Raw genomic sequence first — 13,048 nt, 5'->3', positions numbered from 1 at the left:
TTCTTGGAGGGAACTCGATCGGGTTCGTGAGTCATTGGGCGGTCACACTCCGATCTGCGACACCCCTCACGCCGACCGCGGGACTAAGGCTTTTCCGCCCAAGGTTGCTTGGTGAACACTCCGGTCACGAGCATTCCGTAATCGGCCTCATTCATTACCCGAACGCAATTCCTGCCGCTGACCTTCGCGGCATAGAGCGCTTGGTCTGCGAGCTGCAGGGCGCCGCGAGGGGTTCGGGCGGCGGAGGGTTCGATGACGGCGACGCCGATGCTGATGGTGATGGTCGCGGACGTGCGAGAGCCCCGATGTTCGATTCCTAATTCGTGGACGGAGCGGCGCACGCGATCGGCGATGGCCATGGCCTGACCGATGTTGACGTCGAAGAGCATGGCGACGAACTCTTCACCGCCGTAACGGGACAACACATCGAGCGGACCCCGCACGATCGACTGCAAACATTCGGCGATCTGACGCAGGCAGCCGTCGCCTGCCTGGTGCCCGTAATAGTCGTTGTAGGCTTTGAAATGGTCGACGTCGAGCAACAGGATGGCTATCGTGCGTCGCTCTGCGACAGCCTGCGGCCAAAGGCGTGCCAGGTGCTCGTCGAATACACGGCGATTCTTGGTGCCGGTCAACGTGTCGTGTTGAGCCAGCTGCGATATTAGGCGGGTTTCGAGAAAGGACGTGCGTGACAGTCGTTCCAGATGTCGAGCGGCGACGGCGCATCCCGCCAAGGCAATGAGCAGGAAGGCAATGGAGCGCAGCGCCACCGGTAAAGCCAACCCGGAAAGCGCGGCATGAACGACGAAGGAAGCTGCAGTCAGCATGCTCGTGAGCAGCGCCGTTCGGTAGCTCAGTCCCAGGAAGAAAAAGGGGCCGAACAACAGCACCGGCAGGAACATCAGCATTTCGCGCTGACCATCCGCTGCGGCCGCGGCTATGCATCCGGCGACCACCACATTCCTGATTGGAACGATCAGACGGGCGAAGGGAAGAAAGAGGCGCTCGAAAGCCGAGCTCCACGCCAGGGACGCCAACAGCACGGACGCGATGGTAACGAGGGCGAGTGCGATCGCAGGGCCGCCCACCGGGAAGCCGGTCGCCGTTTGTTCGACGCCCCGGGCAACCGCCAGCACAGCGGCCAGGGCGCACGTCACACGAATGACGAGACGACTATCGAGAAGACGGATGCGGAGGTACTCCGCCTCCAGCTCGGGGCTGAAGCGCAGGTCCTGCTGAGCACGCTGCAACTCCACCGCATGCGGCGAATCCGGAACTGCGGCGAGATTCAGTGGTGCCCCGTTGATCATGCCGCAAGACTAAGCCGTTCTTGCCATAACGAATGTGACCTGTTCGGAATCTGCACCACGGAAGCAGCCGCCGCCTCGCTGGAATGAGACTGTTGACTGAGTCCACTGGGGCTCCGGGGTGAGCTGGCCGGCCGTCCGCTCGAATCGCCTGAGCACGGGCAGCGCCCAAATTGCGCGCTGCTGGATATTGTTTCGAGAAAGACCCCGAGTTGATCACGGTCGTTTGCAGGCGCATGGAAATCCGACCCACGTCTGGAACAATGTTCTCGGCCAGCTTCGCCATACTGGTCGAAGCTTGGCACGAGTGCTCATGAGAATGGCGGCAGAACTCACTTACGCACAATACTTGCGCCTGCCTGGTTTGCTGGCTCAGCAGGCGCCTCGCTCGGACAGCCATGATGAAATGCTGTTCATCATCATTCATCAGGCCTCCGAGCTATGGCTCAAGTTGTGCCTGCACGAGCTGCGTGCCGCACGCAACTGCATCGCATCGGATCAACTCGATTCAGCGTTCAAGATGCTGGCGCGAGTCGCAGCCATCCAAAAACAGCTGATTCATTCATGGGACGTTCTGGGCACCATGACGCCGTCGGATTACCTGGGCTTTCGTCATCTCTTGGGAACGAGCTCAGGTTTCCAATCTCAGCAGTACCGGCTGCTCGAATTCCTGCTTGGAAACAAGGACGCAGCGCACCTGAATCGATTCGCCGAGGATACGTCCGCTCACGATGCGCTTCGGCAAGCGTTGCATGAACCGAGTTTGTACGACGAGGCCTTGCGGACCTTGCGCCGCCGTGGCCTGCCCATCCCTGTCGATCATGTCGAACGGGATTTTTCTCGGCCCTACCGGATCTCGAGCGGCGTAGAAGGCGCGTGGGCAGAGGTCTATCGCAACAACGAGCAGTACTGGGACCTGTACGAGCTTGCGGAGAAACTAGTCGATCTGGAGGATCGATTTCAGTTGTGGCGCTACGCCCATCTACGGACGGTCGAGCGGATCATTGGCCGAAAATCCGGCACAGGGGGCACTCCCGGCGTGCCGTATCTGGCCAGAGTGATCGATCAACGATTTTTTCCCGAGTTGTTCTCGGTGCGCACGGCTCTTTGAGGCGGGCCGTGCCCACGTGACTTTTGGTTCGCCGAATGTACTCGGCATGTCAGCGCATGCAGTCGATGATGCTGGTGCGATGCTTCACCGTCTTCACGCACACAGTGGTTGAGATTCGGTCCACGCCCGGCAGGCGAGAAATCTCGACGCGCAACAGTCTATCCAGATCGGCGATGGTTGAAACCAGAACCTGCAGGAGGTAGTCACCATCCCCGGCCGTGGCAAAGCAGCGCACGATCGAGGGATGCCGCTGGACGACAGCCTCGAACTCCACGTGCTTCGCCGATTCGAGGGTGACCTGCACGAAGGCATGGATGTTCAGGCCAATCGCTGCAGGATCGAGCTCCGCACGATAGCCGTTGATGATGCCGCGCTTCTCGAGGTCCCTGACCCTCGACCAGCAGGGGGTCTTGGAAAGTCCCACCTTGTCGCCGAGCTCGGCAAAAGAAAGGCGAGCGTCGTTCTCGAGAGCGCTCAGGAGTGCAATTTCTATCTTGTCGAGCATGCGAGCACGCGCAAAACACTTGCCTCGTCGCAATTCTCAGCCGCGATACATCCGTAAGCCATGTCCATGTCGATATAAATGCACTCCCCAGCGGTGAGCAAGGCGGGTGCATAGAACTCAGTGTGAACTTCGACGCAACCGTACAGGACGTAAATGAACTGTTCGCCGTGGTCGCGTTGCAGCTCACCGAGTTCTCGTGTGCGGACGAGCGTCATCGATGGAAGCATGCGCTTCTGGCGCAGCTCCGCGCATAGCTCGTAATTATCGTAGCCAGGTGTGCTGGAGCGAGGCGCATCGGCGAGGCGCCCGATGCTGCGGCGGGCGCTGCCTATCGGACTGTTCGGTCGAGGCGAATCTTCCGTTGGCGAAAACAGCCGGAATATCGGCAGCTGCACGCGCTCCGCGAGCTGCACCAGTCGATCGTACGTGAGTGACAGTCGATCGTGCTCGACCTTGGCGAGGGTCGAGGACGGAATACCCGCTCGGGCGCTCATTTCCCGTAAGGTCCAGTGCCGCTCACGTCGAAAACTGCGCAAGAAGTTGCCGAGCGTCGGCTTCGCCGCTGTCATGTGGCCACACCGCTTGCGACTGCCGATCTTTTCAGCGCACGGGACTGGCATATCCTCCACACGCCTACGCTCAGGAGCGGCAGGGCGTAAACGACGATGATGATCCATGCGAGATATCCATACCCCTTGGCGATCAGATCGACCAGGCCGATCCAGGTGGCCAGTGCGACCGCGACCATCGATGCGGCGGCGCTGACGGCAAGCCGCATGAAACGATTCTTCGAATCGGCAACGTGCCGTTCTCCTCCCAGCAGCCGCTCGTTCAATCCATGCAGCACGCCGACGCCGGTCTGTACCAGCGTGCCGAACACGATTGTGTGCATGATCAACGCAAGCCACGGAGTGTCGAGCCGATCGAGCAGCAGGGTCAGCGGAATGGGTGCGTCCTGAATGGCTGGGTAGGCGGCATGCATCGCGATGTAGAACAACACGCCGGGAAGAATCGCCACCGGCCCGGCCAGGGCGCCGGCAACGAACGCTGCTGAAGGACTGCGATGGTAGCGAGCGCACCCAAGCAGGGCGGGGGCGATGACTATGTTGTAGCCGGCGTATTTCAACCCTCCTGCCAGCCAGCCCGGCGCGGGGGACTGTCCGGCGCCGAACACACTCTCGATCCTCTCGCCGAAATGAATCATGCACATCGCGAGGACCGCGAGGTACGCGATGATCATGGCCAGCCCCCACAGAGAGAACAGACGCTCGATCGCCGATCCACCCAGCCAGATGAACAGTCCCACCAGCGACAGGAAAGCCACCGCGCCCACCCATTCTGGCGCGGCAAACATGCTGGCGCCAATTGCTCCGCTCGCGGCGCCGAGCACCGCGAGCACGAGGATCAGCAACAGCAGATATACGATCTCGAAAAGGATCCAGCCGCGGCCGAGCAGCTGCTGGAAAAACGATCGATAGTCGTAGCTGTGCGTGGCGCACGCCACGGCCAGCGAAAGTCCGAACATGATGCTCCAGACCGCGGCCGTCACTATCATCGCGAGCAGCCCGCCGATCGGGCCCGCGGGCATGAAGAACTCGACCAACTCGCGTCCCGTGGCGTAGCCGCCGCCGATCACGACCGACATGAAGGTGAAAGCGGGGAGGAAGTAGCGCTGCCACACCATTTGTGTGTCCTTCAGAAGTAGGTGCGGATCAGGCCCGTGATGTGCAGGTGCTCATCGATGGTCAGCAGCGCGCGCCATTTGTCGAAGGTCGTGCAAGGATGCGAGACGCCGAACGCCACCAGATCGCCGACCGCGAACTGCCCGCACTCTCCGACGATGTGTGCGTGCTGATCGTTGAGGCCGCGCACCGTGCACTGCGTTTCGATGGCGCGCATCCGGGTCGACCCTTGCGGTAGCCAGCCGAGCAGGGTCGGCGGCGCGATGTCGTTGCCCACGTCTCTCTTGCCGAGTCCGCAGATCATCAGGCCGGGCTCGGGCTTCGATTGCACACGCGCCCACACCTGCAGCGCCGGGCGCAGGCCGCCGGCGAGCTCGTCCGGAACCGGCATGCGCTGCCGAAACCTTTCGAACAGCGAGCGATACATGCCGTCGTCATGCGCGATGTAGCAGCCCGAGCGGACGATGACCTGCGCAGGCCGCGACAGGGCGTGACGTGACAGCAGGCGCGCCGCCAGGTCGAACATGCTGGAGCCGCCGCCGCTCAACAGCACGGTCGGGGTGTTGAAAAGCCCGAGTTGCTCACAGCGCGTCGTTAGATCCAAAGTAGCGAGCAGCATCTGCTCCGCGCGTTGCTCCGCATCCGGTTCGGCCAGAAACAAGCCCTCGAAGGTCTCCACACCGCACAAGGCAAGCTGCGGCTTGCTGGCTACGGCGACGGCCACCTGCACACCTTGTTCGATAGTGCGAACGCCGGTGCGTCCGCCGCTGGTGCCCATTTCCAACAGCACGTTCACTGGCCGGCGCAGTGAATGGCGCGCAAGGCGTTCGGCGAGATGCTCGACCAGCGCGACGGAATCGACGAGGCAGAAGAACTCGAACGAGGCATCGCGCGCCAGCTCCGCGGCGATCCATTCGATCTCGCTGTCGCCGACGAGCTGATTGGCCATCAGGATGCGTCGTGCGCCCCAGCGCCTGTAGGCGCGGACGTGATGGACGGTCGCCGCCGTCAATCCCCACGCGCCATCCCGCAACTGTAGCGCCATGAGATCCGGGCTCATCGTGGTCTTGCCGTGCGGTGCCAGCTGCGCGTTGAACATGCCAAGAAACTGCATCATCCAGCGGCTGTTGGCCTGCAGGATATCCTCGCGCAGTACCGCCATCGGGAAGAGCACGCCAGCATCGAACAGCGGCAGATCCAATGCACCGATCTCGCTGCTGGTCCTGCCGAGAAGATGTTCGGGGATGCCCTTGCAGGTCCAGTCGAGGGGAGCCGCGTCGCTAGGGTCACGGAAGTGCTGCATTGGAGGTCGTGCTCTGTGGGGGCCGTGCCGGCCGTGTTTCGCATGCCATGCTAAAGCAGAAAATCTATTTTTCCAAAATAGAAAATTTTCGTTGACACCAACACCCCTTGGTGCTGTGCTGTGGGGACGGCGCGGCCCGACCCGCGCCGGGTGATCAACGTGCTTGCAGGGGGACGATCGATGTCTGAGCGATTCGGGGCCGTCAGGTCCGTACTGGGAAGCGCCGTGTGCGTGGCATTGCTGCCGGGAACTGCCTTCGCTCAACAGGAGATGAGCGGCGCCACCGCGATCGAAGACATCGTTGTGACGGCGTCTCGCATCGACCGCAGCGGTTTCGCGGCACCCACGCCGACGACAGTGCTGGGCGCGGAGGAAATCAAGCTCAGCGGCGCCAGTAATATCGCCGACCTGCTCAACGAGTCCCCTTCGTTCAAGGCCTCGACGACGCCGAGCTCGACCACCACGTCCGCCGGCTCCGCCGGTCAGAACATTCTCGCGCTGCGCGGGCTTGGCGCCAGTCGCACGCTGGTGCTGGTGGATGGCCGGCGTCACGTGCCGAGCAACGCCGCCGGCACTTTCAATCTCAACGTGATTCCGAGTGCATTGATCGAGCGCGTCGAAGTGGTGACTGGCGGCGCTTCGGCGGCCTGGGGCTCGGATGCGGTTGCGGGCGTCGTCAACTTGATCCTCGACCACGATCGCGAGGGGTTCAGCGGCGGCGCTCAGTACGGCCTGTCCAACCAGGGCGATGGCGAAGAGTATCGCGCCGACCTGACGTATGGAGCGTCGTTTGCCGCAGGCCGCGGTCACTTCGCGATCTCCGCTGAAGCCGCCGACAACCAGGGAGTGCTCAAGCAATCCGATCGCGATTGGGGGCGCGAGGGTTGGCAGGTCATTGCCAATCCCGCCTACGTCGCCGGGACAGGTCAGCCGCAGCGACTGATCGTGCCTGATGCGCACATCGCCAACGCCACCGAAGGTGGGCTCATCGTCGGGCCCGGAGCGTTTCGAAACATCGAGTTCGGTCCGGGGGGCATTCCCGAGCCGTTCGTGCGCGGCCAACATGCAGGAACCAGCTTCATGCAGGGTGGCGACGGCGTGAACCTTGGTTACGACGTCACGCTGCAGGTGCCAGTCGAGCGCCGGGCCGTGTTCTCGCGCGGCTCGTTCGACGTCACGGACACTTTGAGCGTGTTCGCGGAAGCGTCCTACGGGCGCACCTACAGCGACTTCGCCATTCTTCCGACATTCGATTTCGGCACGTTGCGTATCCGTCGCGACAACGCCTTCCTGCCCGACTCGCTGCGCCAGGATATGCAGCTCGCGGGCGTGGATGAACTGCTGGTGGGCCGCTTGAACACCGACTTTGGTTACGTGCGCAGCGAAAACGAGAACGTCACCAAGCGCGGAGTGTTGGGAATGAACGGTTCGTTCGGCGCAACGTGGCGCTGGGATGCGTACGCGCAATATGGCAGGACCAGGATCGAGGGCGGATTGAACAACAACCGGCTGGAACCGCAATTCCGTCAAGCACTCGATTCCGTCATCGATCCCATCAGCGGGCAGTCCGTCTGCCGGTCCAGCCTCACCCATCCGGATGACGGCTGCGTCGCGCTCAACATCTTCGGCAAAGGCTCACCTTCGGCGGCTGCGCTCGCCTATATCACCGCCGATCAGCGGCAGATCACCGAGCTCGAGCAGACCGTGTACGGTGTGAATCTCAGCGGTGAGCCGCTGTCGACCTGGGCCGGTCCGATCTCGACTGCGGTCGGCGCGGAATACCGGCGCGATGCGACCGAGCAGGCGGTGGACGCGCTGACGGCTGCCGGTTCGTTCACTCTTGGTAACGCGACGCCGCTCAACGGCTCCTACAACGTGCGCGAAGCGTACGTCGAAGCGGTGATTCCGCTCGCCGCCGCTACGTCCTGGGCCAAGCAACTGGATCTCAATCTCGCAGCGCGCGGGGCCGACTACAACGTCAGCGGCTTTGAAACGACATGGAAGGCGGGTGCGACCTGGCAGATCAACGACAGCCTGCGCTTGCGCACGACGCGTTCCCGCGATATCCGCGCGCCGAATCTTGGCGAGCTGTTTGCGCAAACCTCGACGGTGTTCCGCACCGTGATCGACCCGTCGACCGGACTGCAGACCAACATTCGCATGCTGCGCGGAGGGAATCCCGACCTCGAGGCCGAACGTGCCGATACGATCACGGCCGGCGTGGTTTACGAGCCTGGTTGGGCGCCGGGTGTGCGCGCTTCGCTGGACTTTTACAATATCGAGATCGAAGGCGCGGTCGGCACGTTGGAGGCGCAGGACATCGTCTCACGCTGTGCCAACGGCGCGGCGCAACTGTGTTCGCTCATTCAACGAGATGCATCCGGCGCCATCGAGACGGTGCAGGCGACCCTGATCAATCTGAGCACGCTCAAGACGCGTGGCGCGGATTTCGAGCTCAGCTATTCCACGGCACTGTCGAACCTGATTGGCGGCGCGCCCGGTGATTTGTGGGTGCGCACGCTGGCAACATATGTGGACACGCTCATCACGGATGACGGCGTCAATGCGATCGACCGCGCTGGAGATGTCGGTCCGTTCGTCGATGGCATTCCGCACTGGCGCTGGAACGCGTCCGTCGCATACACCCTTGGTCCGACGACCGTGCAATTGCAGGGGCGCTATGTTGGCGGCGGCGCCTACGATCACACGTTCAATCCCCGCTTCAATCGAGGCGAGCGGGGCATAGACGACAACACTGTGAGCAGCCGCTTCTATGTGGATTTGTCTCTACAACACACTATGATGCTCGGCGGTGGCGAGGCACAGGCGCTCTTTGCCGTGAACAATCTGCTCGATCGCGACCCGCCAGTCGCGCCCGACACGGTGTTCATACCGCTTGCTACCAACAAGCAGATTTACGATGTGATGGGCCGGTACTTTGTCGCGGGCCTGAGGTTCAACTTCTGAGCCGATGGCTGAAGGGTGAAAGCAATGCGCAGCTTTCTCATATCGATACTCCTGATGTGTTCGCTCGCCGTGCCGGCGGCGGAGGCCGCGCCGAAGTATGACGTTGTCATTCGCGGCGGACGCCTGATCGACGGCGCTGGCAACCCTTGGAGTAACGGCGACGTCGCCGTCAAAGATGGGCGGATCGTCGCCATCGGGCGCATCGATGGTGACGGGGCGCGCGAGATCGCTGCAAAAGGCTTGTATGTTTCGCCCGGCTGGATCGACATGATGGACCAGTCCGCGAGAGCGGGCCTGTCGATCGGACCGGCAGAAAACAAGGTCCGAATGGGCGTCACCACGGCCATCAGCGGCGAAGGCGGCGTGCCCGTCAAAGCCGCGGAGCTCGCGGACTACTTCGCACAGTTGCAGCGTCAGGGCGTTTCCATGAACTTCGGTTCGTACTACGCCACGCACCAGGCTCGCATCGAAGTCATGGGCGACGCGGCCGGGGCGCCTGACTCGAAGCAGATGGACGCAATGAAGGCGCGGGTCGCACAAGCGATGGAGGCGGGCGCCTTCGGCGTGGCAACCGCGCTGATCTATCCGCCCGCAAGCTTTCAGAGTACGCAGGATCTGATCGAGCTGGCGCGAGTGGCTGCTCGCTACGGCGGTATGTACGCAAGCCACATGCGCGATGAGAGCGCCGACTTGCTGAAGGCCATCGCCGAGTCGATCGAGATCGCGGATCGCAGCGGTGCGCGAGTCGAGATTTATCACTTGAAAGCGGCTTATGCGCTAGGCTGGGGGACGCTGATGCGGGAAGCCGGCGCGTTGATCCAGCAGGCCCGCAATCGAGGAGTGGACATCGCCGCCGATGTGTATCCGTACACGGCCGGCGGCACGGGCCTGAGCGTCACTGCACCGAACTGGATCTTCGCCGATGGAGTCGACGAAGGAATGAAGCGGCTGGCTGATCCCACGGTACGCGCTCGTCTGAAACGCGAGCTGCAAGAGGGCTCGCAGCCGGGCTGGTCCAATCTGGTGAAGGCGGCAGGCGGGTGGAGCAATATCACACTCGCCAATGCGCATTCGTCGCAGTACCGCCAGTACGAAGGCATGAACTTGCAGCAGATTGGCGAGCAACTGGAGCGTGATCCGGCGGATGCCGCCTGGGACGTCGTGCTAGCCGCGCTGCCCAAGCGCGCGATGGGGTTCTTTCATCTGATGTCCGAGCAGGACGTCGCGACCGCGTTGCAGTTCCCCTGGACCAGCATCGGTAGCGACGCAGGTGTGGCCGAACGTGGGGCCTTGCCTGCAGAAGGTCTGGCGCATCCGCGAGCTTTCGGCACGTTCCCACGCGTCATCGCCAAATACGTCAAGCAGCGTAAAGTGCTGCGGCTCGAGGAGGCGGTTCGGAAAATGACGTCCTGGCCCGCGGCTCGGATGGGATTGGACGGGCGAGGGCTGTTGCGTCCGGGAATGCACGCCGACATTACAGTTTTCAATCTGGAACAACTCGATGACCTCGCCACGTACGAAAACCCCACGGCATTCCCGGCGGGCATCGAGTATGTGCTGGTGAACGGCCGCGTGGTTATCGACAAGGGACGGCACACCGGCGCCAGGCCGGGGCTCGTGCTCAGAGGTCCGGGGTATCGGCAAGCCGACTAGGGACGCAGGCCGCAAGCGCCGCTGAAACGGGGCGTTTTGCGCCGCCAGTCTAAGTTTCAATTGTTGAAACATGGCGGGGGCGCTAACCTTCCCTACGGGAAGGGTATTGCCCCTTGCGGGCGCGGCAAGCATGACTGAGCAATTGAAAAAGGAGCGGCGGCCGCACGAGCCCGGCGCCGTGTTGAAACGCCTGCGTCGCGAGCGCGGTTGGCCGCTCGCCGAGTTGAGCAAGCGCAGCGGCTTGCCGACCTCGACGTTGTCGAAGGTCGAAAACGGCAAGATGTCGCTCACCTATGACAAGCTGGCGCGGATCAGCGAAGGTCTGGGCATCGAGATTGCCAGCATTTTCGGCGAGCAGGCTGCAGCGTCCGGCGCCGAGCGCAAACCCGGGGGCGGCGCCGGCAACGGCAGGCGCAGCATCACCCGCAATGGTGAAGGCGGCGTGATCGATACGCCTGCCTATCGCCAGATATTCCAGGCAACCGATCTGCTCGAGAAAAAGTTCGTGCCCCTGCTGGGCGAGATCAAGCATCGCAGTATCGAGGAATTCGGCGAGTTCATCCGACACGAAGGCGAGGAATATTCGTTCGTGCTGGAGGGCGTCGTGGAGTTCCATTCCGAACTGTATGCGCCCGTGCAGCTGTATCCAGGCGACTCCATTTTTTTCGACAGCAGCATGGGGCACGCATATATCGCCGCTGCCGAAGGGCCCTGCAGAGTGCTGTCGATCTGTGCTGGCACCGGCGTGCACGCCTCGGAACTCCAAGCTCGCAGCGTCGCCGTGCCGCAGCCGCCTGCGGCTGCATTAGCGCCGGTGATCAGCAAGGCCTCTGCCGAAAAGCCCGAGCGTCGCGCAGCCCGAGGCCGGGCGCCCGCTAAACTCAAGGGCGCGAAGCGCCGCTGACGCTCTCGGACGGCATGTTCGGCGACCGCCGCAAGAGTTTGCCGGCGCGTGCGCTGGCCGGTATGCCATCCTTTAGCGCAATAGTGCCGTTGATGATCACGTGGCGTATGCCTTCCGAGCGCTGCGTGGGTTCTTGAATAGTCGCATGGTCCATGATGGTCCGCGAATCGAAGATCGTGATATCCGCGACCATGCCGGGCCGTAACAGCCCTCGCTCGGTCATTCCTATCATCGCAGCGGGCAGCGCCGTCATTCGGCGCACCGCTTCTTGCCAACTCATGAGGCGCTGCTCGCGCACATAGCGACCAAGAAAACGGGGATAGGCGCCCCAATACCTCGGATGTCCGTACTTCGCCGAGGTGGCGCCGCAGTCGCATGAGATGGCAACTCGAGGATCCAATAGGATCGCCTTCACGTCCTGCTCCTGGCCGAAGTGCAGGATGATGGGCTGATCGCCTTGCTCATAGAGGCGGATGACGGCCTCGCCGGGATCGTCGAGGTCGAGCTCGTGCATGACTTCCTGCAGACTGCGACCGGACTTGGGAAAGAAGACTCCGTCGATGCCTGTCCAGCGGGTCTCGATCTGTCGCCCGATGTATTCCGTCGTCTGCTGCCGCAACTCCCGACGAGCAAGTCGCGCCAGCGTCGCGTCGCGTCCACCTTCCTGTGCCCAAGCGGGAAACAGGAGCTGGGCGACGCTGCCGGTGTACCCATACGTGTAGGGGTAAGCGTCGGCTCCGACGTGCACACCGCGGCGCTCCGCCTGATCGAGGAGCGCGAACAGTTCTGCCACCTTGCCTCGGTCGCCGGCCTGCAGCTTCATGTGTGTGATCACAGGCATGAGCTGCGCCCGCTCTGCGATTGTGATCGTCTCCGCAATGCCTGCCAGCGAGCTTGTGCCGTTCGCCTCACTGAGGCGTTCGTGATTCGGAAAATTGGTGTGACTGCCAGCCGCTGCCCGAACGACCTCGATCACCTCATCGGTTCGCGCCCAATAAGCGGGCTTGTAGTCGAGCCCCGCCGACACGCCCCAGGCGCCGGCCTGGATGCCGGCAGCAACCATATCGCGCATGCGCTGCAACTGCGCCGGCGTCGGCCGGCGGTCGTTCAAGCCCATCACGGACTGCCATATCGCGTTGAAGCCGACATACGGCCCGATGTTTACGCCGAATCCCTCGCTGGACTGGAATTGATCATCGAGGTTGGGCTCGCCGCGTCCGTCCGCGTTGGTGATTGCGGACGTGATTCCTTGTGTCAGCAGGTTTTCCGCCGTGGTCCAAGCCTCCGGCACAGAGTGGTCGTGAAGGCTGATGAATCCAGGGGACACATAAAGTCCTCGCGCATCCACTTCGTGCACGGCGCAGAGATCGAGGGGATTGGCCATGTGGACGATGCGATCGCCGCGGACCGCGATGTCCATGCGCTCGCCCGGGGCGCCGGAGCCGTCGAGGACGAGTCCGCCACGGATGACCAGGTCGTAGCAGGGTTCGTCCGCGCTGGGCGTGGCAAGGGCCGACGCGGCGATGGATATGCCGGCAGCCATCGCGATGAGCATTGCTGGATGCATGTCATTTCCACAATGGAAAATTGAATTTCCAATTTAGCAAACTTCATGA

10 protein-coding genes are annotated in these 13,048 nt (G+C 62.5%); 4 read left to right on the top strand and 6 right to left on the bottom strand.

All coding sequences use genetic code 11. From position 1 onward, the window contains the following. Positions 1-83: 83 nt before the first annotated feature. Positions 84-1,310 carry a GGDEF domain-containing protein gene (locus EK373_RS32140; RefSeq protein ID WP_129649469.1) on the bottom strand — a complete coding sequence of 409 codons (1,227 nt, stop codon included), beginning with the start codon at positions 1,308-1,310 and terminating at the stop codon, positions 84-86. A 310-nt stretch (positions 1,311-1,620) separates the two neighbouring features. On the opposite strand from EK373_RS32140, the gene EK373_RS32135 reads away from it, so the two are divergent. Beyond that, complete coding sequence (locus EK373_RS32135) at positions 1,621-2,418, top strand: tryptophan 2,3-dioxygenase (RefSeq protein ID WP_198683820.1); 798 nt, start codon at positions 1,621-1,623, stop codon at positions 2,416-2,418. A 49-nt stretch (positions 2,419-2,467) separates the two neighbouring features. On the opposite strand, the gene EK373_RS32130 is transcribed toward EK373_RS32135, so the two are convergent. The 4 genes from EK373_RS32130 to EK373_RS32120 are packed head-to-tail and all read right to left on the bottom strand — an operon-like array spanning position 2,468 to position 5,908. After that, on the bottom strand, positions 2,468-2,923 hold the full coding sequence (locus EK373_RS32130) for an Lrp/AsnC family transcriptional regulator (RefSeq protein WP_129649468.1): 456 nt from the start codon (positions 2,921-2,923) through the stop codon (positions 2,468-2,470). Continuing rightward, the gene (locus EK373_RS33285) at positions 2,908-3,492 is read right to left on the bottom strand and encodes a helix-turn-helix domain-containing protein (protein ID WP_157994638.1); all 585 of its coding nucleotides are present in this window, start codon (positions 3,490-3,492) and stop codon (positions 2,908-2,910) included. Before EK373_RS33285 ends, EK373_RS32130 begins: the two co-directional genes overlap by 16 nt. Continuing rightward, on the bottom strand, positions 3,489-4,607 hold the full coding sequence (locus EK373_RS33280) for a YkvI family membrane protein (RefSeq protein WP_157994637.1): 1,119 nt from the start codon (positions 4,605-4,607) through the stop codon (positions 3,489-3,491). Before EK373_RS33280 ends, EK373_RS33285 begins: the two co-directional genes overlap by 4 nt. 11 nt (positions 4,608-4,618) lie before the next feature. Further along, positions 4,619-5,908: an alanine racemase gene (locus EK373_RS32120; RefSeq protein WP_129649467.1), complete on the bottom strand. Its 1,290-nt coding sequence runs from the start codon at positions 5,906-5,908 to the stop codon at positions 4,619-4,621. Between the two features lie 231 nt (positions 5,909-6,139). Here EK373_RS32120 and EK373_RS32115 point away from each other — a divergent pair, with 231 nt between their 5' ends. The 3 genes from EK373_RS32115 to EK373_RS32105 all read left to right on the top strand — a co-directional run bounded on the left by EK373_RS32115 (position 6,140) and on the right by EK373_RS32105 (position 11,432). Then, on the top strand, positions 6,140-8,875 hold the full coding sequence (locus tag EK373_RS32115; protein WP_198683819.1) for a TonB-dependent receptor plug domain-containing protein: 2,736 nt from the start codon (positions 6,140-6,142) through the stop codon (positions 8,873-8,875). 24 nt (positions 8,876-8,899) lie between these two features. Next, positions 8,900-10,528, top strand: coding sequence for an N-acyl-D-amino-acid deacylase family protein (locus tag EK373_RS32110; protein WP_129649465.1), 1,629 nt, complete (start codon positions 8,900-8,902; stop codon positions 10,526-10,528). A 130-nt stretch (positions 10,529-10,658) separates the two neighbouring features. Continuing rightward, positions 10,659-11,432: a helix-turn-helix domain-containing protein gene (locus tag EK373_RS32105; protein WP_198683818.1), complete on the top strand. Its 774-nt coding sequence runs from the start codon at positions 10,659-10,661 to the stop codon at positions 11,430-11,432. On the opposite strand, the gene EK373_RS32100 is transcribed toward EK373_RS32105, so the two are convergent. Beyond that, positions 11,410-12,999, bottom strand: a complete 1,590-nt coding sequence (locus EK373_RS32100) for an N-acyl-D-amino-acid deacylase family protein (RefSeq protein WP_129649463.1) — start codon at positions 12,997-12,999, stop codon at positions 11,410-11,412. The two genes, EK373_RS32105 and EK373_RS32100, sit on opposite strands and share 23 nt — an antisense overlap. Positions 13,000-13,048: the final 49 nt, after the last annotated feature.

This window comes from Peristeroidobacter agariperforans (assembly GCF_004138335.1).
In the GTDB taxonomy this organism is placed as follows: Bacteria; Pseudomonadota; Gammaproteobacteria; order Steroidobacterales; family Steroidobacteraceae; genus Steroidobacter; species Steroidobacter agariperforans.
Note: the sequence above shows the minus strand (reverse complement) of the source record. Positions and strands in the feature narration are given on the sequence as shown.

Excerpts from the sequence above, each read along its gene's own strand:
- EK373_RS32140 (WP_129649469.1), bottom strand. The coding sequence starts at position 1,310 with ATGATCAACGGGGCACCACTGAATCTCGCCGCAGTTCCGGATTCGCCG.
- EK373_RS32135 (WP_198683820.1), top strand. The coding sequence starts at position 1,621 with ATGAGAATGGCGGCAGAACTCACTTACGCACAATACTTGCGCCTGCCT.
- EK373_RS32130 (WP_129649468.1), bottom strand. The coding sequence starts at position 2,923 with ATGCTCGACAAGATAGAAATTGCACTCCTGAGCGCTCTCGAGAACGAC.
- EK373_RS33285 (WP_157994638.1), bottom strand. The coding sequence starts at position 3,492 with ATGACAGCGGCGAAGCCGACGCTCGGCAACTTCTTGCGCAGTTTTCGA.
- EK373_RS33280 (WP_157994637.1), bottom strand. The coding sequence starts at position 4,607 with ATGGTGTGGCAGCGCTACTTCCTCCCCGCTTTCACCTTCATGTCGGTC.
- EK373_RS32120 (WP_129649467.1), bottom strand. The coding sequence starts at position 5,908 with ATGCAGCACTTCCGTGACCCTAGCGACGCGGCTCCCCTCGACTGGACC.
- EK373_RS32110 (WP_129649465.1), top strand. The coding sequence starts at position 8,900 with ATGCGCAGCTTTCTCATATCGATACTCCTGATGTGTTCGCTCGCCGTG.
- EK373_RS32105 (WP_198683818.1), top strand. The coding sequence starts at position 10,659 with ATGACTGAGCAATTGAAAAAGGAGCGGCGGCCGCACGAGCCCGGCGCC.
- EK373_RS32100 (WP_129649463.1), bottom strand. The coding sequence starts at position 12,999 with ATGCATCCAGCAATGCTCATCGCGATGGCTGCCGGCATATCCATCGCC.